Annotated in this window: 22 protein-coding genes and 1 other RNA gene; 11 read left to right on the plus strand and 12 right to left on the minus strand. The window is 69.5% G+C overall.

Annotated elements, in window-relative coordinates:
* Window positions 1-4: 4 nt before the first annotated feature.
* Together I7X39_RS17185 and I7X39_RS17190 are read right to left on the minus strand one after the other, a co-directional pair.
* Window positions 5-1009, minus strand: a complete 1005-nt coding sequence (locus I7X39_RS17185; RefSeq protein WP_198112396.1) for an alpha/beta fold hydrolase — start codon at window positions 1007-1009, stop codon at window positions 5-7.
* Window positions 1006-2088 carry a peptidylprolyl isomerase gene (locus tag I7X39_RS17190; RefSeq protein ID WP_198112397.1) on the minus strand — a complete coding sequence of 361 codons (1083 nt, stop codon included), beginning with the start codon at window positions 2086-2088 and terminating at the stop codon, window positions 1006-1008. The genes I7X39_RS17185 and I7X39_RS17190 overlap by 4 nt, the downstream gene beginning before the upstream one ends.
* A 98-nt stretch (window positions 2089-2186) precedes the next feature.
* Between I7X39_RS17190 and I7X39_RS17195 the strand changes: the two genes are divergently transcribed.
* From I7X39_RS17195 to I7X39_RS17210, 4 genes are read left to right on the plus strand one after another with little or no spacing between them, the layout of a single operon-like run.
* Window positions 2187-2552: a hypothetical protein gene (locus I7X39_RS17195; RefSeq protein WP_198112398.1), complete on the plus strand. Its 366-nt coding sequence runs from the start codon at window positions 2187-2189 to the stop codon at window positions 2550-2552.
* A complete protein-coding gene (locus tag I7X39_RS17200) occupies window positions 2553-3032 on the plus strand; it encodes a hypothetical protein (protein ID WP_198112399.1) in 480 nt (159 codons plus the stop codon). It abuts the gene before it with no gap.
* 3 nt (window positions 3033-3035) lie between these two features.
* Entirely contained in the window at window positions 3036-3233 is a 198-nt protein-coding gene (locus tag I7X39_RS17205) for a DUF1272 domain-containing protein (RefSeq protein ID WP_198112400.1), read from the plus strand.
* The gene (locus tag I7X39_RS17210) at window positions 3233-3892 is read left to right on the plus strand and encodes an ankyrin repeat domain-containing protein (RefSeq protein ID WP_198112401.1); all 660 of its coding nucleotides are present in this window, start codon (window positions 3233-3235) and stop codon (window positions 3890-3892) included. Before I7X39_RS17205 ends, I7X39_RS17210 begins: the two co-directional genes overlap by 1 nt.
* Here I7X39_RS17210 and I7X39_RS17215 read toward each other — a convergent pair.
* The 3 genes from I7X39_RS17215 to I7X39_RS17225 form a co-directional block, all read right to left on the minus strand.
* A complete protein-coding gene (locus tag I7X39_RS17215; RefSeq protein WP_198112402.1) occupies window positions 3889-6450 on the minus strand; it encodes a [protein-PII] uridylyltransferase in 2562 nt (853 codons plus the stop codon). The genes I7X39_RS17210 and I7X39_RS17215 overlap by 4 nt on opposite strands.
* An 83-nt stretch (window positions 6451-6533) precedes the next feature.
* Window positions 6534-7337 (minus strand): type I methionyl aminopeptidase, encoded by an 804-nt coding sequence (gene map, locus I7X39_RS17220; protein ID WP_198112403.1) that lies wholly within the window; start codon window positions 7335-7337, stop codon window positions 6534-6536.
* Between the two features lie 10 nt (window positions 7338-7347).
* Window positions 7348-8172: an undecaprenyl-diphosphate phosphatase gene (locus tag I7X39_RS17225; protein WP_198112404.1), complete on the minus strand. Its 825-nt coding sequence runs from the start codon at window positions 8170-8172 to the stop codon at window positions 7348-7350.
* Window positions 8173-8263: 91 nt separating this feature from the next.
* Here I7X39_RS17225 and I7X39_RS17230 point away from each other — a divergent pair, with 91 nt between their 5' ends.
* From I7X39_RS17230 to ssrA, 7 genes are all read left to right on the plus strand, one after another.
* On the plus strand, window positions 8264-8920 hold the full coding sequence (locus I7X39_RS17230) for a protein-L-isoaspartate O-methyltransferase family protein (RefSeq protein WP_198112405.1): 657 nt from the start codon (window positions 8264-8266) through the stop codon (window positions 8918-8920).
* A 169-nt stretch (window positions 8921-9089) separates the two neighbouring features.
* Window positions 9090-10448: a TolC family outer membrane protein gene (locus I7X39_RS17235; protein WP_198112406.1), complete on the plus strand. Its 1359-nt coding sequence runs from the start codon at window positions 9090-9092 to the stop codon at window positions 10446-10448.
* A 19-nt stretch (window positions 10449-10467) separates the two neighbouring features.
* Window positions 10468-11265: a peroxide stress protein YaaA gene (gene yaaA, locus I7X39_RS17240; RefSeq protein WP_198112407.1), complete on the plus strand. Its 798-nt coding sequence runs from the start codon at window positions 10468-10470 to the stop codon at window positions 11263-11265.
* On the plus strand, window positions 11262-12101 hold the full coding sequence (locus I7X39_RS17245; protein WP_198112408.1) for a 2OG-Fe(II) oxygenase: 840 nt from the start codon (window positions 11262-11264) through the stop codon (window positions 12099-12101). Before yaaA ends, I7X39_RS17245 begins: the two co-directional genes overlap by 4 nt.
* Before the next feature lie 54 nt (window positions 12102-12155).
* Window positions 12156-12866 carry a bifunctional 2-polyprenyl-6-hydroxyphenol methylase/3-demethylubiquinol 3-O-methyltransferase UbiG gene (ubiG, locus tag I7X39_RS17250; protein WP_198112409.1) on the plus strand — a complete coding sequence of 237 codons (711 nt, stop codon included), beginning with the start codon at window positions 12156-12158 and terminating at the stop codon, window positions 12864-12866.
* Window positions 12866-13534 carry a phosphoglycolate phosphatase gene (gph, locus tag I7X39_RS17255; RefSeq protein ID WP_198112410.1) on the plus strand — a complete coding sequence of 223 codons (669 nt, stop codon included), beginning with the start codon at window positions 12866-12868 and terminating at the stop codon, window positions 13532-13534. The genes ubiG and gph overlap by 1 nt, the downstream gene beginning before the upstream one ends.
* A gap of 14 nt (window positions 13535-13548) precedes the next feature.
* Window positions 13549-13924, plus strand: a transfer-messenger RNA (tmRNA) gene (gene ssrA / locus I7X39_RS17260).
* Window positions 13925-14235: 311 nt separating this feature from the next.
* Here ssrA and I7X39_RS17265 read toward each other — a convergent pair.
* The 7 genes from I7X39_RS17265 to I7X39_RS17295 form a co-directional block, all read right to left on the minus strand.
* Window positions 14236-14556, minus strand: coding sequence for a type II toxin-antitoxin system RelE/ParE family toxin (locus I7X39_RS17265; RefSeq protein WP_198112411.1), 321 nt, complete (start codon window positions 14554-14556; stop codon window positions 14236-14238).
* A complete protein-coding gene (locus I7X39_RS17270) occupies window positions 14553-14867 on the minus strand; it encodes a YlcI/YnfO family protein (protein ID WP_198112412.1) in 315 nt (104 codons plus the stop codon). Before I7X39_RS17270 ends, I7X39_RS17265 begins: the two co-directional genes overlap by 4 nt.
* A 118-nt stretch (window positions 14868-14985) precedes the next feature.
* A complete protein-coding gene (locus I7X39_RS17275) occupies window positions 14986-15459 on the minus strand; it encodes a CYTH domain-containing protein (protein WP_198112413.1) in 474 nt (157 codons plus the stop codon).
* 48 nt (window positions 15460-15507) lie between these two features.
* Window positions 15508-16683 (minus strand): ABC transporter permease, encoded by a 1176-nt coding sequence (locus tag I7X39_RS17280; protein ID WP_198112414.1) that lies wholly within the window; start codon window positions 16681-16683, stop codon window positions 15508-15510.
* 4 nt (window positions 16684-16687) lie between these two features.
* Window positions 16688-17845, minus strand: coding sequence for an ABC transporter permease (locus I7X39_RS17285; RefSeq protein WP_198112415.1), 1158 nt, complete (start codon window positions 17843-17845; stop codon window positions 16688-16690).
* 4 nt (window positions 17846-17849) lie between these two features.
* Complete coding sequence (locus I7X39_RS17290) at window positions 17850-18533, minus strand: ABC transporter ATP-binding protein (protein WP_198112416.1); 684 nt, start codon at window positions 18531-18533, stop codon at window positions 17850-17852.
* The gene (locus tag I7X39_RS17295) at window positions 18530-19792 is read right to left on the minus strand and encodes an efflux RND transporter periplasmic adaptor subunit (RefSeq protein WP_198112417.1); all 1263 of its coding nucleotides are present in this window, start codon (window positions 19790-19792) and stop codon (window positions 18530-18532) included. The genes I7X39_RS17290 and I7X39_RS17295 overlap by 4 nt, the downstream gene beginning before the upstream one ends.
* Between the last annotated feature and the right edge of the window lie 47 nt (window positions 19793-19839).

Consider the following 19839-nt stretch of genomic DNA (forward strand, 5'->3'; position numbering starts at 1 on the left):
GACATCAGCGCAGGGAATCGAGGAAGGGGCGGGCGGCCGCCAGCGCGGCCTCGGGGGCTTCGAGCTGGGGCACATGGCCCACGCCGGGCAGCAGGCGCAGCTCGGCCGGCGGGGCGCCGGGCGCGCGCAGGGCCTGGTACTGTTGTGCCGTCTTGGGCGGAATCAGCCGGTCGCGCTCGCCCCAGATCAGCAGCACCGGCGTCTGCAGGCCTTGCCAGGCCTGCTTGTACAGATCGGTGTGCACCTCGGCCAGAAAGGCCTGCACGCGCTCCGCCAAGGCCTGGCGGTTGCCTTCGCGCAGGGTGATCTCGAAGTAGCGGTCGAGCTCGGCGGCGCTGAGCTTTGCCGGGTCACCCAGCACCGATTCCACGCTGGCCTTGACCACCGGCCGCGGCAGCAGGAAGCGCGAGAGAAAGGCGGTGGGCGCAAAGCGGCTGGCGATGAAGCCGGGCGGCAGGGCCTCGGGCTCGAAGGGCAGGCCGCTCGGGTCCAGCAGCAGCAGGCCGGCCACGCGTTCGGGCTGGCGCGCCGCGCTCATCCAGGCCACCTCGCCGCCGAGCGAATTGCCGCTCAACACGACGCGGCGCAGCTGCAGCCGGTCCAGCACGGCCCAGAGGAAATCCACGTAGGCGCCGATGCGGTAGTCGCCATCGGCGGCTGGGCCGGTGAGGCCGAAGCCCGGCAGGTCCATGCGGATGACCCGCCGGGTCTTGCTGAGCTCGCGCACCCAGGCGTCCCAGACATGCAGGCTGTCGCTGGTGCCATGAATCAGCACCAGGGGCAGGAGGTCGGTCTGCGGGCCTTCGTCGCGCAGGTGCACCAGCTGCGTGCGGCCGCGCAGCGGCAGCTCAATGAACTGCGAGGGCGGCGGCGCCCAGCGCGCCACCAGGCTTTCCAGGGGGCGATCCGGGGCGCGGAAGGCGGCGAAGCTCAGGGCCAGGCCCAGCAGAGCCAGGCCGAGGGCGCGGACGAACCAGGCTGCCAGGCCGCCGGCCTGGCGCTGCTTCATGGTGCGGCGCCGGGGGCGGTGATGCGCACCGGCGCGCTGGTGCTGCACAGGTCCACCCGGCCCGGGTTGTGCACGAACCAGCCGCTGCGGTTGCGACGCGAGGCCACCCATTCGGCCCAGGCCGGGGTGTCGTCGCGCAGCACCTTCACGCTCGGGCGCTCGGCCTCGGGCAGATCGGCCAGCAGGCGGCTCTTCAGGATGGGCGTGCGGGTTTCGTTGGCGCCGTAGAAGCCCATCTGGCCGCCACCGCGCGGCAGCGCGGCCAGGTGTTCGATGCCCTTGAGCACGCGGCCCACCACGGTGATGTTCAGGTCCAGTGCGCGCGGCGCCTGGCCGATGACGGCATAGAGCGAGCTGCCATTGCTCGAATCGGCCTCGTTGCCACGGCCGGCGCCGATGGTGCCGTAGCAATGCGCGATCCAGGCCTTGCCGCTGGCGCGGTCGGCGCCCACCGGGAAGCCGTCGACAAAGCCGTTGATCGGCGCCCAGCCATCGGTTTCCTGCAGCGGCGTGAAGGGCAGGGCGGCAAAGGCGGTGCTGAATTCGGCCGGAATCTTTTCCTGAGCGCCCGCAGGCAGGGGCCGGGTCTTGGCGTTCTCGGCGCCGGCCGGTTCACCCGGGTCGCCCCATTGGGTGACGAAGTTGTCCTGCACGCGCAGCACGGCCAGGCCATCGAAGTAGCCGGCGCGCACCAGGGCGCGAATGTTGGCGGCGTGCGCGGGCGCAAAGCGCGGCGCCAGCTCGAACCACACCTGGGCCGGCGGCGTGCCGGCCGCGCCGGTCTGCAGCTCCATCAGCACGATGTTGTCGGGGGCCGGGCTGCGCCAGGCCTCGGGCGGGGCGCTGTTGATGATCTCGGTGGGCGAGCGGCTGCTGGTGACGCTGGCGGCCGGGGCCAGATCCGCATTCGTCTTGGGGTTGGCCTTGGGCGTGCTGGTGCGCTTGGGCGCGGCCTTCTTCTTGGCCGTGGTCTTGGCGGGAGCGGCCTCGACGGCCGGGGCCAGACTCAGGCCGCTCAAACCGAGGGCGATCGCAAGGATCCAGGAACTGCGGCGTTGCAAGGGGGTGGCGAGGCTCATGCAGGCAGGGGGCGCGCGACGCCCGAGGAATCGGATCAAGCGCGCGAGCATAGCGGGCGGGTCTACAGTCGCCGCCGTTGCCACTGCCGGCCTCCACCATGGTTCGACCCGCCTTTACCGTCCAGGCCTTCGGCGCCTACGCCATGGCCACCGGCCTGCTGCTGATGACGGCGCCGCAGCTGCTGCTCGTGCCACTGGGCTTTGCGCCGCCACAGGAGCTGTGGATCCGCATGGTCGGCGTGCTGGCCGCGGTGCTAGGAGCGTACTACTGGGCCATGGGCGCGGCCGATGTGCGCGCCTTCTTCCGCGCCACGCTCTGGGGCCGGGCGCTGTTCGCGCTGGCCTGCGTGGGCCTGGTGCTGGCGGCGAACGCACCCTGGACCCTGCTCTTGTTTGGCGCCCTGGACCTGGCCGGCGCGGCTTGGACGGCCGGGGCGCTGCGTGCCCACCCCGAGGAGAACTGAATGCGAACCCTGCTGCTGTGTTTCAGCCTTTGCTTGACGGCCTGCGCAAGTCAGCCGCAGGAGGGCGCGCAAGCCGGCGTCCAGAAGGCGGCCCTGACGCCGCTGAGCGATCTGAACCTGGTGCGCGCCGACATCCCGCCCGTGCTGCAGGCCGCGCGCAAGGCGCCCTATGCCGCCCCGGCCAATTGCGCCGCCGGCGCGCAGAACCTGGCCGAACTGGATGCGGTGCTGGGGGCCGACCTGGACAGCCCGCCCGATCCCAACAAGCCCAGCCTGCTGGAGCGCGGCAGCGATGCCGTGGGCGCCGCCGCCGGCAAGGCCTTGCAGAGCGCGGCCGAGGGCGTGATCCCCTTCCGCGGCTGGGTGCGCAAGCTCAGCGGCGCCGAGCGCTACGACCGTGCCGTGGCGGCCGCCATCACCGCCGGCGCCGTGCGCCGCGGCTTCCTGAAGGGCTGGGCCGGCGCCCAGGCCTGCCCCTGAGCCGTGTTGCAGCTCAAATCGCACTGTGAGCGCTGCCGGGCCAGCCTGCCGCCCGAGAGGCCCGGCGCCTGGATCTGCTCCTACGAATGCACCTGGTGCAGTGCCTGCTGCGTGACCCTGCAGCAGCGCTGCCCGAACTGCGGTGGGGACCTGCAGCGCCGCCCCACGCGCCAGCCCAAGGAGGCCACGGGTGGACGCTGATGGACGCTGAAACTCGCAAACGCATCGAAGGCGGCCGCACCGACCTGCTGGTGCCCTGGGCCGACACGCTCTCGGCCGGCGAACGCGCCTGGGCGCTGGCCTGGTGCGTGTACTTCGGCGACGTGAGCGCGCTGCGCTGCCTGCTGCGCGCCGGCGCCCGCCTGGACTTTCTTGACCAGGAGCTGCTGACCGCGGCCTTCCACGGCCATTGGCGCCTGGTGCAGTTCCTGCTGGAGGAAGGCGCCCCGATGGACGCCGTGCAGCCGCGCACGCGCGAATCCGCGCTGCACCTGGCCGTCTGCGGGCCCGACCCCAGCGCCGCCGACCGCGTGGTGCAGGTGCTGCTGGCGGCCGGTGCCGATCCGAACGCCTGCTGCGCCATCGACGTGCCCACCCACAGCCTGATGCGCGACGCCCGCACCCGCGGCGAAGCCGTGCTGCACCGCGCCGCAGCCTTTGCGAACCTGGCGACCGTGGAGCGCCTGCTCCAGGCCGGCGCCGACCCGCTGGCGCGTGATGCCCATGGCGATACCCCGCTGGCCTGGGCCAGCTGGGCCCGGCGCCCGGTGGAGCTGCTGCGCGCCCTGCTGCACGAAGGGGTGGAGATCCACCCCGACTACCGGCCGCTGCGCGAGAACCTGCTGGGCGATCCCTGCTAGGCCGGTAAGGCCAGCGCGTCCAGCAGCTCGCTCTCCACCTGCAGCTGCTGGCGCGCGTGCTGCAGCGCCGCGCCGCTGACGAGGAAGGTGTCCTCCACCCGCTCGCCCAGCGTCGAGATCTTGGCCAGCTGCAGATTGATGTGGTGCTTGGCCAGCACGCGGGCAATGGCGTAGAGCAGGCCGGCGCGGTCGCTGGCGGATAGCGACAACACCCAGGCCTGGGCGCGTTCGTCCGGCCGCAGGCTGACGCGTGGCTGGTAGGGGAAGGACTTGACGCGGCGCGACAGGCGCGCGCGGCGCGGCTCGGGCAGCGGGCCGGTCTGCGTCAGCGCCAGCGCGAGTTTCTGCTCCACCAGGGGCACCAAATCGCGGTGCAGGGTGGCGGGGTCGCTGGAGATGACCTGGAAGGTGTCCAGCGCCACCCCGTCGGTGCTGGTGTGGATCTTGGCGTCCAGGATGTTGAAGCCGGCGCCGTCGAAGTAGCCACAGATGCGGGCGAACAGATCGGGGACGTCGCGCGCGTAGACCAGCACCTGCAGGCCCTCGCCCACCGGGCTGGGGCGGGCCCGCACCACGGGTTGCGGTGCGCCGATATGCCGCCAGAGCTCGCGTGCGTGCCAGGCCAGTTCGGCGGCCTCGTGGCGGGCGAAGTAGCTGAGCTGCAGCGTGCGCCACAGCGGCGCCTCGGTCTCTGGCAGGGCCGAACGCAGGGCCAGCAGTTGGCGGGCCTCCTGCTTGCGCGCCTCGATCTCGGCCTCGCGGTTCACCGGTGCGCCGCCCAGATGGCGCAGGGTCAGGCGGTAGCAGTCCTCCAGCAGCTTGCCTTTCCAGGCGTTCCACACCTTGGGGCTGGTGCCGCGGATGTCGGCCACCGTCAGCAGGTACAGGGCCGTGAGGTGGCGGGCGTCGCCCACCTCGGCGGCGAAGGCGGCGATGACCTCGGGGTCGGACAGATCTTCCTTCTGCGCCACCTGCGAGAGGCGCAGGTGCTTCGCAACGAGGAACTCGACCAGTTCGGTGTCGACCTTGCTGAGCTTGTGGGCGCGCGCGAAGCGCCGCACCTCCTGGGCACCGAGCTGCGAGTGGTCGCCGCCGCGGCCCTTGGCCACATCGTGGAAGAGCGCGCCGATGTAGAGCAGGGCGGGGTCGTCGAACTGCGCCGCCAGCTGCGAGCAGAACGGGTACTCGTGCGCATGTTCCGGCAGCAGGAAGCGGCGCACATTGCGCAGCACCATCAGGATGTGCTGGTCCACGGTGTAGACGTGGAACAGGTCGTGCTGCATCTGCCCGACGATGGCGCGGAACACCCAGAGGTAGCGCCCCAGCACCGAGGTCTGGTTCATCAGCCGGAAGGCATGCGTCTGGCCCTGCGGGGCGCGCAGGATGGCCATGAACTGCTGGCGGTTCACCGGGTCGGCGCGCCAGCGCGCGTCCATCACCTGGCGCGCGTTGTAGAGCGCGCGCAGGGTGCGGCTGGACAGGCCCTTGAGCCCCTGCACGTTGGCGTAGAGCACGAAGGTTTCCAGGATGGCCTGCGGCTCGCGCTGGTAGAGGCCGTCGTCCACCACCTCGATGAGGCCGCCGCGGTCCAGGAAGCGCTCGTTCACCGGCACGGTGGGCGGGGCCACGCCGCCGGCAATGCGCTCGGAGAGATTCAGCAGCAGGATCTGGTTGAGCTGCGTGACCGCTTTGGCGGCCCAGTAGTAGCGGCGCATCAGCAGCTCGGAGGCGCGCACGCTGCCCTGCGCCTGCAGGCCGAGCTGCTGGGCCACGGCGGCCTGCAGGTCGAACACCAGGCGGTCTTCGCGCCGGCCGGCCTGGCAGTGCAGCAGGCAGCGGATCAGCTTCAGCGTGGCCTCGTTGCGGTGCAGGTGCCGGCTTTCCAGCGCAGTGATCAGGCCACCTTGGGCCAGCGCCGCCCAGGTGTGGCCCAGGCCGGCCGCGCGGGCAATCCAGATCAGCAGCTGCAGATCGCGCAGGCCGCCCGGGCTTTCCTTGCAGTTGGGCTCCAGCGCGTAGGGCGTGTCCTCGAACTTGGTGTGGCGCTGCTGCGCCTCCAGCGTCTTGGCGCGCAGGAAGGCGGGTACGTCCACATGGCGCTGCACCTCGGCTCTGAAGCGCTTGAACACGGCGGCGGGGCCGGCCAGGCGGCGCGCCTCCAGCAGCGCGGTCTGCACCGTCACGTCCTTGCGGGCTTCCTCCAGGCACTCGTCCAGCGTGCGCACCGAGGAGCCGATCTCCAGCCCATGGTCCCAGCAGTCGGTGATGAAGCGCTCCAGGGACTCGCGCAGCGGCCCGGGCATGTGGGAATCGGTGCCGCTGGGCAGCAGCAGCAGCACGTCCACGTCGGAGTGGGGGAAGAGCTCGCCGCGGCCATAGCCGCCCACGGCGATCAGGCAGGCCTGGGCCGGCAGGGCGGCCTGTTCCCACAGGGCGCGCAGTGCGGCGTCGGTGTGCTGGGCCAGATCCTTCAGCAGGCGCTGCGCGCGCGCCGCCGTGGGGGCCTGCGCCGCGAACGCCTGCAGCAGGCGCTGCTTGCCCTCGCGGTAGGCGTTCATCTCAGCGGCGTCCGGCCGCCCGAAGCCGCTGACGGCCCCCTTGGGGGGTGGCGAGCGCAAGCGAGACTGGGGGCAGTGTCACGTCAACCGGTGATGAAGGCGGGCGGGGGCGGGCTGCCGGCGGAGAGCGTCAGGATGTCGTAGCCGGTTTCTGTCACCGCGATGGTGTGCTCCCACTGGGCGGAGAGCGAGCGGTCCTTGGTGACGATGGTCCAGCCGTCGGGCAGTTCCTTGATCTCGCGCCGGCCGGCATTGATCATGGGTTCGATGGTGAACACCATGCCGGGCACCAGCTCTTCCAGCGTGCCGGGGCGGCCGTAGTGCAGCACCTGCGGTTCTTCATGGAACTTGCGCCCCACGCCATGGCCGCAGAACTCGCGCACCACGGAGAAACCGGCCGGCTCGGCATAGCTCTGGATGGCATGACCGATGTCGCCCAGGCGCGCACCCGGCTTGACCTTGGCGATGCCCTTCCACATGGCTTCGTAGGTGAACTGGCACAGGCGCTTGGCGGCGATCGAACCCTCGCCCACGATGTACATGCGGCTGGTGTCGCCGTGCCAGCCGTCCTTGATCACCGTGCAGTCGATGTTCAGGATGTCGCCGTTCTTCAGCGGCCGGTCGTTCGGGATGCCGTGGCAGACCGTGTGATTGACCGAGGTGCAGATGGCGGCCGGGAAGGGCGGGTAGCCGGGCGGCTGGTAGCCGATGGTGGCCGAGATCGCGCCCTGGACCTCGAGGATGTGATGGCGTGCGATGTCGTCCAGCTGCTGGGTGGTGACCCCCGGCTTGATGTGCTGGGTCAGCAGGTCCAGCACCTCGGAGGCGAGGCGACCGGCGATGCGCATGCCCTCGATGTCTTCGGGCGTCTTGATCTGAATGCTCATAGGGCGCCGATTATCCCGACCAGTCGATCCACCCTGCCTGCGCCGTGGCCAAAACCACCAGGCCGAAGGCGATGCGGTACCAGGCAAAGGGGGTGAAGCTGTGGCTGGCCACATAGCGCAGCAGCCAGCGCACGCACACCCAGGCCGACAGGAAGCTGAACAGCAGACCCACCGCGAACATCGGCAGATCGGCCCAGGCCAGCAGCGCGCGTTCCTTGTACAGGCTGTACAGGCCGGCCCCGATCAGCGTGGGGATGGCGAGGAAAAAGCTGAACTCGGTGGCGGCCTTGCGCGACAGGCCCAGCAGCATGCCGCCGATGATGGTGGCGCCCGAGCGGCTGGTGCCCGGCACCATCGCCAGGCACTGCACCAGGCCGACCTTGAGCGCATCCAGCGGGCCCATGGCGTCCACTGAATCCACCCGCACCACCGCCTGCTGGCGGCGTTCGGCCCACAGGATGATCAGCCCGCCGACGATGAAGCTGCTGGCCACCACGGTGGGCGTGAACAGATGGGCCTTGATGGCCTTGCCCAGCAGCAGGCCCAGCACCACGGCGGGCAGGAAGCCGATGCCCACGTTCAGCGCAAAGCGTTGCGCCTCGGGCTGGCTGGGCAGGCCGCGCAGCACCGTGCGCAGCCGTTCGGCATAGACCAGGATGACCGCGAAGATGGCGCCGGTCTGGATGGCGATGTCAAACACCTTGGCCCGCTCATCGTGCAGGCCCAGCAGTTGGCCGGCCAGGATCAGATGCCCCGTGGAGCTGATGGGCAGGAATTCCGTCAGGCCTTCGACCACACCCATGATCGCGGCCTTGATCAAGAGCAAGGCGTCCATGGCGTCTCGTCTGAAAAGGGCGCGGATGATAGCCAGTGCCTCCTCTCAGCTCCCTAGAATGCCGCCCGGCTATTCCCACCGAACCACGCATATGAACGTCGAACAGGCCCGCTTCAACATGATCGAGCAGCAGATCCGCCCCTGGGATGTGCTGGATCCGGCGGTCTTGCAGCTGCTGACCCTGGTGCGCCGCGAGGACTTCGTGCCCGCCGAACTGCGCCACCTGACCTTCATGGACACCGAATTGCCGCTCGGCCATGGCCGCCTGGCCCTGCAGCCCAAGGTGGAGGCCCGCCTGCTGCAGGAGCTGCAGGTGCAGCCCACCGACCGCGTGCTGGAACTGGGCACCGGCACCGGCTACCTGACGGCGTTGCTGGCGCACCAGGCCCAGGAAGTGCTCAGCCTGGAGCCCGAGGCCGACCTCGCCGAGGCCGCCCGTTCCCGCCTGCGTCGCCTTGGCCTGTCGCGCGTCACCGTGCGCCAGAGCCAGGATCTGAGCCAGGGCAGCGCCGCCGACGGCCCGTTCGACGTCATCGTCGCCACCGGCTCGCTGGCCCAGACCCCCAATGCGCTCAAGGCCCAGCTCAAACCCGGCGGCCGCCTGCTGCTGGTGGAAGGTGACCAGCCGGTGATGCGTGCCGTGCTGTGGCGCCACACCGGCCCCGAGCAATTCGCCCGCCGCGAGCTGTTCGATACCGTGCTGCCGCGCCTGCCCGGTGCCACCGAGCCCACCAGCTTCGCGTTTTGAGCGCGGGCAGCCATTCGCCGGCAACGTGCGCTTGATGCGTGTTTTGGCACCGCTGGCTCCCCGCGAGCTGCAGGTCATCGCATGACCCCCGGCTATAAACCCGCGCAAGCCCTATAACCTCGGCCGCTGCGCCATCGGGCGCGTTTTCATTACCGCTGAAGGACTGTCCATGCCCGCTTTGACTCCGACCCCGCTGAAACTCGCTGCTGCCTTGCTGCTGGCCCTGGCGGGTGGAGCGGTGCAAGCCCAGAGCCTCAATGAGCTGTACCAGGCGGCGCGTGCTTACGACGCCACCTACCTCTCGGCCCGGGCCACGGCCGAGAGCGTGCAGTACAAGCTGATGCAGGTCGAGGCGCTGCGCAAGCCCACACTGGGTGTCGGGGCCGGAGCTACCCATACCCAGACCGATCCCCCGGCGATCTACCAGACCGTGAACGGCCAGCGCGTGCAAGTGGCGGGCGACCGCGTCGGCACCACCAATGTGAACGCCGGCCTGAAGGCCTCGCTCTCGCTCTACAACCGCGCCAACGGGCTGACCATCAACCAGGCCGAGCGCGGCGTGGTTAAAGCCGGCGCCGCCCTTGAGGCGGCCGAGCAGGACTTGATGGTGCGTGTGTCTCAGGCCTATTTCGACGTGCTGGCCGCGCGCGAAGCGCTGAGCCTGGCGCAGGCCAACAAGCGGGCCATCGGCGAGCAACTGGCGTCGGCTAAGCGCAATTTCGAGGTCGGTACTGCCACCATTACCGACACCCGTGAGGCGCAGTCGCGCTTTGACCTGTCCACCGCCACCGAGATCGCTGCCGAGAATGACCTGCGCGTCAAGAGCGTGATCCTGGACCAACTGGTGGGTCGCACCGGCGTCGATCCCAAGCCGCTGGCCCTACCGATTGCGCTGCCGTCGCTCGAACCAGTGAATGTTGATTCCTGGCTGGCCCAGGCTGAGGAAAGTCCGGCTGTGCGGGCTGCGCGCATCGATCTTGAAACCGCCCAGCTGGAGGTTGCAAAGGCCGGTGCGGCCTATGGGCCGACGGTAGACATGACCGCCTCGCTCGGCGGCCAGGACCTGAGCGGCCGCGGCGCCAATCCCAAGGGCTTCACGAGCAATGGCAGCGTGGGTGTCCAGTTCACCCTGCCGCTCTACTCCGGCGGCGCCAACGAAGCGCGCAAGCAGGAAACGCTGAAGCTGCAGGAAAAAGCCCGCAATGACCTGGAGGCGGCACGCCGTACCGCCGCGGAACGCACGCGCAGTGCTTTCCTGGGCCGCCAGTCCCTGCAGGCGCAGGTCAAGGCGCTCGAGTCGGCCGAAGCCAGCGCCAAGCTGGCGCTGGAAGCGACGCAGCTCGGCTACAAGGTGGGTGTGCGCGTGAACCTGGACGTGCTGAACGCCCAGGCCCAGCTCAACAACACCCAGAACAGCCTGGCCAAGGCCCGCTTCGACACCCTGGTGACCGGCCTTCGCCTGCGCCAGGCGGCTGGTCAGCTGCGCCCCGAGGACGTGGCCGCGCTGGACGCCCTGCTGGCCAAGTGACGGGGAGGGTGGCGCGCCGATGCTGATGGTCCTGTCGCCAGCCAAGACGCTGGACTACGAATCGCCGCTGCCACCCGCCTTCCAGGCGCTGGAACCTGAGCTGACCCGGCCCGCCCATGTGGCCGAGGCCGAGCGCCTGATCGAGTGCATGCGCCAGCTCTCGGCGGCTGAAGTGGCCGAGCTGATGGAGCTCTCGCCCGCGCTGGCGGATCTCAATGTGCAGCGCTTCAAAGCCTGGCGGCCGCGCCACACGGCGCACAACAGCCGTGCCGCGGTGCTGGCCTTCAATGGCGATGTGTACGAAGGTCTGGATGCCCGCAGCCTGGGCGCGGACGTGCTGCGGCGAGCGCAGCAGCGCCTGCGCATCCTCTCGGGCCTCTACGGCATCCTGCGGCCGCTCGACCGCCTGCAGCCCTACCGCCTGGAAATGGGCCGCCCGGTGCAGACGCCCACCGGCAAGGGTCTGTACGCCTTCTGGGGCACGCGCCTGGCCGAGGAGCTGAACGCCTTGGGCGCCCAGCAGCGCAGCCCGCTGCTCATCAATCTGGCTTCGCAGGAGTACTTCAAGGCCGTCAACCGCAAGGCGTTGCGGCTGCCGGTGCTGGAACTGGTGTTCGAGGAAGTCAAGGACGGCGGGCCCAAGGTCATCAGCTTCTTCGCCAAGCGCGCGCGCGGCCTGATGGCGCGCTTCGTGCTGGAACAGGATCTGGACCATCCGGACGACCTGCGCGCCTTTGACCGCGAAGGCTACGCTTGGGTGCAGGCGGCCTCCAGCCCGGAGCGCTGGGTGTTCCGCCGTGAAGGAGTCCCGTCATGAGTGGCACGCAATACGTCACCCCCGATCTGAAGCGCTGGCTACGCGAGCAGCTCATCGCCGGTCAGTCCAGCGTGGACCTGGTGCAGTCCATGATCAAGGCCGGCTGGCAGCAGAAGATCGCGCTGGAAGCCGTCGCCCAGGCCAAGCTGGACGGCTGGTTCAAGAAGGAAGAGGCCACCCCAGGCGTACCCGACGCCGCGGTGCGCGACGGCGCCTGCGTGCTGGACGCCGGCGATCGCGAGGTGCAGGTGCTCAGCGCCGTCGAATTGCCGCGCGTGCTGGTGTTCGGCAATCTGCTCTCGGCCGAGGAGTGCGAAGCCATCATCGAGCTGGCGCGCCCGCGCATGGCGCGCTCGGAGACCGTGGCCGAGGACAAGGAAGGCAGCGAGGTCAACATGGCCCGCACCAGCCGCGGCATGTTCTTCGAGCGCGGTGAGGCCGAGGTGGTGGCGCGGGTGGAAGCCCGCATCGCCCGCCTGCTCAACTGGCCGCTGGAAAACGGCGAGGGCATGCAGGTGCTGCACTACCAGCCCGGTGCCGAGTACCAGCCCCATTACGACTACTTCGACGCCCGCCACGCCAGCACGCCCAGCATCCTCAAGCGCGGCGGCCAGCGGGTGGGTACCTTGGTGATGTACCTGAACACACCCAAGCGCGGCGGCGCCACCACCTTCCCTGATGTGAAGATGGCCGTGCAGCCCATCCGTGGCAATGCGGTGTTCTTTAGCTACCCCAAACCCGAGCCCGGCACCCTGACCCTGCACGGCGGCGCCCCGGTGCTGGAAGGCGAGAAGTGGGTGGCCACCAAATGGATGCGCCAGGGGCGCTTCGAGTAGGCCTGCCCGCCGGGCCAGGCCCGACAATGCCGGCCCCACTCGAAGCCCTGACCGATGAGCGCCGTCCATAACGCCGACCCCGCCGAGCTTGCCAAGTTCGGTGATGCCGCCCACCGCTGGTGGGACCCCGAGAGCGAATTCAAGCCCCTGCACCAGATCAACCCCCTGCGCCTGGCCTGGATCGACGGCCTCGCGCCGCTGAAGGGCCAGAAGGTGCTGGACGTGGGCTGCGGCGGCGGCCTGCTGGCCGAGGCCATGGCCCTGCACGGCGCGGCCGAGGTGCTCGGCATCGACCTGAGCACCAAGGCCCTGGGCGTGGCCGAGCTGCACGCCATGGATGCCGAAGTGGCGAATCTGCGCTACCGCGAGGTGGCGGTCGAAACCTTGGCCGAGGAGATGCCCGGCCACTTCGATGTCGTCACCTGCCTGGAGATGCTGGAGCATGTGCCGGACCCTGCCTCCGTGGTGCGGGCCTGCGCGCGCCTGGTGCGCCCGGGCGGCTGGGTGTTCTTCTCCACCCTGCACCGCAACCCCAAGGCCTTTGCCCTGGCCGTGGTGGCGGCCGAGTACCTGCTCAACATGCTGCCGCGCGGCACTCACGAATACGGTCGCTTCATCCGCCCGGCCGAACTGGCCGGTGCGGCCCGCGAGGCCGGGCTGGTGCCCCTGCAGATGGCGGGTCTCAGCTACAACCCGCTGACGCAGCGCTACGCGATCGGCTCCGACACCGACGTCAACTACCTGCTCGCCTGCCGCCGTCCGTGATGTCCCGCTTTGCCTGCCGCGCCGTGCTGTTCGATCTGGACGGCACCTTGATCGATTCCGCCCCCGACCTCGCCGGGGCCGCCAACCAGCTGCGCGAACAGCATGAACTGCCCCCCCTGCCGCTGGCCCAGCTGCGCCCCTGGGTGGGCGCCGGCGCGCGCGGCATGCTGGGTGCGGCGCTGGATGTGGCGCCGGGCCACCAGGCCTTCGAAAGCCTGAAGGAGCGCTTCCTTGCGCTCTACGAGGCCCGCCTGCTGCAGCAGACCGCCGCCTTCGCCGGTGTGCCCGACCTGCTGGACGCCCTGGCGCGGCGCGGCCTGCCCTGGGGCATCGTCACCAACAAGGCCGAGCGCTTCACCCTGCCCATCCACCGCGGCATGCCGCTGCTGCAGGCCGCTGCGGCCGTGGTGGCCGGCGACACCACCCCCAAGGCAAAGCCCCACCCCGAACCCCTGCTGGAGGCAGCACGCCGCCTGGCGCTGCAGCCGCAGGATTGCATCTATGTGGGCGACGACGAGCGCGACATCCAGGCCGCCCGTGCTGCCGGCATGCCCGGTGTGGTGGCGCGCTGGGGCTATCTGGGTGCCGGCGCGGTGGACAGCTGGGGCGCCCATGCCGTCATCGAGCAGCCCGAAGAACTGCTGGGCTTCCTGGCGCCGGTAGCCTAGAATCCGTCTTCTCTGGGGCCGACCTGGTTTCGACGTGGGTGCGGATCCGGAGCAAGGCATGCCGAGCACCAGTTCGCTCGTAAATCCACTGGAAACAAACCAACTGCGAACGACGAACGTTTCGCCCTCGCCGCTTAAACACCGGTGAGCCTCTCAACGGCAGGCCGATGGGCCGGGTCTGATTCCGCAAGGATGAAAGGCTGAGAGGTCATGCACATCGGCTGGTTCCTGGTTGGGCTTCTCAGCCCGGAACGAGACTCAAGAGGCTGGGGTCCTCCGTAGCGTGCGCGATGCGCGACATGGGCCCGAGATTCAAATCAACGCGCTAAGCATGTAGATCTGCCCGGCGATGGCTTGCGGACGGGGGTTCAATTCCCCCCGGCTCCACCAGAACCCAGTTCGCGCAAGTTCGCGAACACCCGAAAGGCTCAAGTGAATCAAGCACTTGGGCCTTTTTCTTTGTCTGCGCTGGTTCGCAGTAGCCCCCCGTCTTCCGGCCGAAAGTTGCAGTAACTTTCTCAGTAACCCCAGGAACCGGCCACCCTAGCCGTGAAAGCTGCTGCAAGGCGCGCAACTGCACGCAGACACCAGCAGGAGTTCAGGCTCAGTGGCCAGCATCGCGGGACAGGGTGTGCCAATAGACGGCTGTGAAAAGCCGTCGAGCTCAATCGGTCGATGTGATTGATCTGGCTGTCGGGAGATCAGCGGTAGTCATGCTCATGCTGATCCCGCGCGGCGAGGAGCAGCACATCGATGTCGCGAATCGCAAACAGCACGACGCAGCCACCGTGGCCGAAAGGCACGACCAGTTCGCGCAGGGTGCGGTCGGCCTCGCACCGCCTGCAGCTGTGCGGGGCAAAGCGCAGGACGCCGACCGCGCGCTCCAATGCGCTTTGGAAACGGAACAGGCAGTCCTCATCCGGCGTCTGGCTGGCCAATTCGCGTTGGACGATGTGCGCCTCCAGGCGTTCCAGGTCCGCTTGAAAGCTGACCGTCGGAACCAGCCGATACCGGTCGCTCACTTGGCGAGGGGCGGCCTATTGGTAGTGGCCGCCACGGCGGCACGGATGCGCTGCTGGGCGGCCTTGGCACGCTGCTGCATGGCGGCCTGCAGTTGCTCCTCCGTGAGCAAGCCTTCACCCTTGTCTGCGCGGCGCAGGGCCTTCCTGGCGCGGGCGACGGCGGCGTTCTGCTCGGTCCGGTACTCGGCTTCACGGCTGACGGCGTTCGCTATGAACTGCGTCAGCGTCTCACCCTCTCGCAGCACGGCTTCTAGGCTGGCCTTGGTTTCGGGTGCCACGCGGACGGGTGGCAGGGTGGCAGAGCGGGTCATGGGAGCAATGTATAGCGTTTGTGATGCATGAGGCAAGCCCGCTCCCATCCAAATGTCCAGCGCTTGGCCTCGACCGAGTCCGTGCCCAGTTGCGCTCGCGTAGCGCGTGCACAAAAGCTCAGGGCTGCTGCTTGGTGTGCGAGGCCAGCGTGGCGCCGCTGAAGGCCGGGTCGTGTGTGACCTCGCGCCGCGCAAACTCGGGCGGCTGGTAGTTCAGGGCCGCCTGCTCGGAGTCGAATTCCACCTCAAAGACGGCCAAGCCGTCGGCATAGATGTCCAGCGTGCCGCCCGCCAGGGTGTAGCGGCGCTTGTGGACCCGTTGGCCGGGCAATTCAATGAGCAGGGCGTATTCGGCCTCGGACAGATACAGGTTGGTGATGGGGCGCGACAGCGCGGGTGCCAGGTTGTACTTCTTGCAGAGCTTATAGACCGTGGGCCTGCCGGCCTCATCGACCCTGCGCACACGCAGGCCTGTGCCCCTGACGTACAGATCGCTGATGGCGCGACAGGGCAGTGCGTCCAGCGCAGGAAGGGTGTTGGTATCCAACAGCCACCGGCGTTCGATCTCCACAAGGGCGTACTTGGGCGGCAAGTTCAGGCTCTTTGTTGTTCAGTGCAGAAAAAGGGGGAGGCGGGTTCGTCAGCCCGAGCGCAGCCCGTCCACGATGCCCAGCCGTGCTGCGCGCCAAGCCGGCAGAAAGCCCCCCACCAACCCCATGGCCAGCGCGAACAGCAGGGTCTGCAGCACGATGCCGGGCGTGAGCACGAAGCGGAAGGCCACCTCGGCGAAGGTCTGGAAGTTGGTGGTGCTGAGGTTCACGCCCTGCATGGCGCTGGCGCCAGCCAAGCCCAGCAGGCCGCCCACGGCGCTGAGCAGCAAGGCTTCGAGCAGAAAGGCCCAGAGCACGGCGGGGCGGCGAAAGCCCAGGGCGCGCAGGGTGGCGATCTCGGCCGTGCGGCTGGCCACGGCGGCGAACATGGTGATCATGGCGCCGACGATGGCGCCGATCGAGAAGATCACCGAAAGGGTGAGCCCCAGCACGTTGATGAAGGTGGCCAGGCCGCGGCTCTGGCTTTCGTAGAACTGGCGCTCGGGCTGCAGGTCCAGGGTCAGGCGCGGGTCGGCCGCGGCGCGGGCGATGAAGGCTTCGGCGGCGCTGGGGTCTTGCAGGCGCAGCACCACGCTGGAGGCATTGAGGCGGCGGAAGGCCTGCAGCATCTGCTCGCTGTCGCCCCAGATCTCCGAGTCGAAGCCCGAGCGGCCGGCGTCGAACACGCCCACCACGCGCCATTCGCGGCCGGCAAAGCGCAGGGTCTCGCCCAGGCCGGCGCCCTCGAAGCCGCGCGCCGCCGCCTGGCCGACGATGAGCTCGCTGGAGCCGGGGCGGAACATGCGCCCCTCCGTGATGCGCACCTGCGGGCGCAGCTGCAGGCCCACGGCGCTGGTGCCGCGCACCGTCACGTTGCTGGGCTTGCCGCTGCCGCGCTTGGGCAGGTTGTTCAGCACCACGGGTTCCTGGCTGAGCAGGGGCTGGCCGTCCGCGCCGGTGGCTACGCCGGGCAGGCTGGCCAGCACCGTCGCCTGCTCGCGGCTCACACCCGAGTTGATCTCCGCCCCGGCGCCCTTGCGCAGGGCCAGCAGGTTGTCGGCCGTGCCGGTGGCCACCAGCGTGGCCTTGATGCCCTCGCTCATCATCAGCACGGTGGCGAACACGTACACCACCAGGCCCAGGCCGGCCGCGGTGAGCAGGGTGGTGACGCGCCGGACCCAAAGATTGCGGGCGATGTAGGAGAGCGGAAGTTGCTTGCCTACCATGGCCTCACCCGACGTGGCGCAGGCCGTTGACGATGTCGATGCGGCCCATCTGCCAGGCCGGCCAGGCCGCGGCGATCAGGCCCACGCCCAGTGCTGCGCCGGCTTGCAGCCACAGCGTGGTGCTGGAAATCTGGAAGGTGGGCAGGATGCTGCCGATGACGCTGGAGAAGCCGCTGGCGATCGGGAAACTGACGGCCATGCCCAGCGCGCCGCCGATCAGGGCGATCAGCAGGCTCTCGCCCAGCAGCAGCCGGCTCACGAAGCCCGGCCCGAAGCCCAGGGCCTTGAGCGTGGCGTACTCGGCCAGGCGCTCGCGCGCGGTCATGGTCATGGTGTTGGCCATCACCGCCAGGATGATGAGCACGATGATGAAGCTCACCGCCTGGATGGCCACCAGGATTTGCTCGCTCATCGAGACGAAGCTGAGCTGGAAGGCCGATTCGGTTTCGGTCAGGGTCTCGGCCAGCGAGTTCTTGAACTGCAGGTCCACCTGCTGGCTGATCTCGGCGGCGCGCTCGGGCTGGTTGATGCCCAGCACGTACACGCCCACGGCGTCGCCGCGCTTGGGGAAGCGCTGCTTGATGAATTCGTTCAGCAGCGCCCAGTGAAAGAGCAACTGGTTCTCATCGGTGTTGGCCTCGGCGCCGTCCCAGATGCCGCGCAGCGTGAAGCTCCAGGTGCCGGGGTAGATGGTGCCGCGCAGGGCAATGGTGTCGCCCACCTTCCAGCCATGCTGGTTGGCCAGCTTGCGGCCCACGATGGCGCCCTGACGGTCGCGCAGGAAGGCGGCCTTCTCGTCCTCGCTGAGCCGGTACTCGGGGTAGAGCCTGAGGTAGCTGGGTGGGTCCACCGCGAACTGCGGGAAGAAGTTGCGCTCGCTTTGGTAGATGCCGCCGAACCAGTTGGCCCAGGAGATGGTATGCACGCCGTCGATGCCGCGGATGCGCTCCACATAGCTCTTGGGCAGGGCGAAGGTCAGGCTGATGGCACTGCGCGCCACCAGGCGCGTGCTGGAGCTGGCCTGCACGCCCGTGTACCAGGCCTCGTTCACGGTGCGCAGCAGGCCGAAGGCGGCGATCGCCACCACCAGGCCGAGCAGGGTCAGGCCGGTGCGCAGCGGGTGGCGGAAGGCGTTGCGCAGCAGCAGCTTGAGCAGGAACATGGCCTCAGGCCCCGTCCACCAGGACGCCTTTTTCCAGCTCCACCAGGCGGCGGGCGCGCGCCGCCGCCTTGGGGTCGTGCGTCACCATCACGATGGTCTTGCCCAGCTCCTGGTTCAGGCGCTGCAGCAGGGCCAGCACCTCTTCGGCGGTGTGGCGGTCCAGGTCGCCGGTGGGCTCGTCGGCCACGATGAGCGTGGGGTCCGTCACCAGCGCGCGGGCAATCGCCACGCGCTGCTGCTGGCCGCCGGAGAGCTCGCTGGGCAGGTGGTCGAGCCGGTCGCCCAGGCCCACCAGTTCCAGCGCCGCCAGCGCGTGCGCGCGGCGCTGTTTGGCCGACAGATTCGTCAGCAGCAGCGGTAGCTCCACGTTCTCCAGCGCATTGAGCACCGGCATCAGGTTGTAGAACTGAAAAATGAAGCCGACATGCGCGGCGCGCCAGTCGGCCAGCTGGGCCTCGCTGAGCTGGCCGATCTGCGTGCCGCCGATCTCGATGCTTCCGCTGCTGGGCTGGTCGATGCCCGCCAGCAAATTCAGCAGCGTGCTCTTGCCCGAGCCGCTCGGGCCCATCAGGGCGATGAAGTCGCCCGCGGGCACGTCCAGGTCGATGCCCTGCAGCACGGGGATGGTCTGGTCGCCGCGGCGGTAGCTCTTGGTGAGCCCGCGCAGGCGGATCAGGGGTGCGTTCATCGGGCCGCCGTGCGCACGCGCTGGCCGTCCTTCAGCCCGCCGGTCGGGGGCAGGGCCAGGCGGTCGCCTCCGGCCAGTGCTTTGGCATCGGCGGGCTGCACGGCCATGCTGTCGCCCAGCTTCTGGCCGGGCTTCACGGCCAGTGCCTGCACGCGCTCGCCCTCGGCGTCCTTGGTGAGCTTCCACACGCGCTGGCCGTCCAGCGCCTTGGCCGGCACGGTCAGCAAGGGCTGCTGCTCGGCGTCGCTCGGGCGCTGGCTCAAGAAAAAGACCTTGGCGCTCATCTCGGGCAGGATGGCCTCGTCCAGCTGCTCGAACTGCACCTTGGTCATCACCGTGGCCTTGGCGCGGTCCACCGTGGGCACGATGCTGGCCACTTGGCCGCGGAAGCGCTTGCCGGGCAGGGCGTCCAGGGTGATCTCCACCGGCTGGCCCTTGCGAACCAGGGCCAGGTTGCTCTCGCTCACATCGGCCTCCACTTCCAGGGTGGAGAGGTCGGCCAGGGTCAGCACCGCGCCCTGGGAGCCGGCGGCGTTGGAGAACGGCGTGATCAGGTCGCCCACATTGGCGTTCTTGGCCAGCACCACGCCATCGAAGGGCGCGCGGATCTCGGTGAAGCCGGCGTTGACCTGCTGCAACCCCAGCTGCGCCCGCGCCTGCGCCACGCCGCTGCGGCCCTGCTCGGCGCCGGCCTGCGCGGCGGCCACGGCGGCGCGGGCGGCGTCCAGGCGGCGCTGGCTGGCGTCCAGCGCCTGGGGGCTGATGAAACCCTGCTTCTGCAGGGCCTGGGCGCGCTCGGCCTCGGCCTGGGCGTTGCGCAGCTCTACCTCGGCCTGGCGCAGCTGCGCCAGGGTCTGCTGCGCCAGGGCCTGGGCCTGGCCCACGGCGGCCTGGGCCACGGCCAGTTGGGCCCGCACATCGGCGCCATCCAGCTTGGCCAGCAGGCTGCCGGCCTTCACCCGCGAGCCCTCGCGCACATGCAGCTCCAGCAAGCGCCCGGTGGCCTTGGTGGTGACGGCGGCCCGCCGCTGCGCCACCACATAGCCCGAGGCGGTGAGCTGCTGGTACTGCACCGAGGGCGGGGTGAGCGCGGCCGAGACGGTCTGCACCTCGGGCACGCGGGGGCGCAGCAACCAGGCGCCGGCGCCCAGCACCAGCAGGGCGGGCAGGGCCCAACGCCAGAGCCGCTTGCGCATGGGCTTGGCGCCGGCGCTCCGGTCGATCTTCAGCAAGCCGGTGGGGGAGGGGGCGTCGCTCATCGCAGGGGCTGGGTGGGTGAGGGCGGCGGGCAGTGTAGGCAGCGGGC

Source organism: Inhella proteolytica (assembly GCF_016093275.1).
GTDB classification, from domain to species: domain Bacteria; phylum Pseudomonadota; class Gammaproteobacteria; order Burkholderiales; family Burkholderiaceae_C; genus Inhella; species Inhella proteolytica.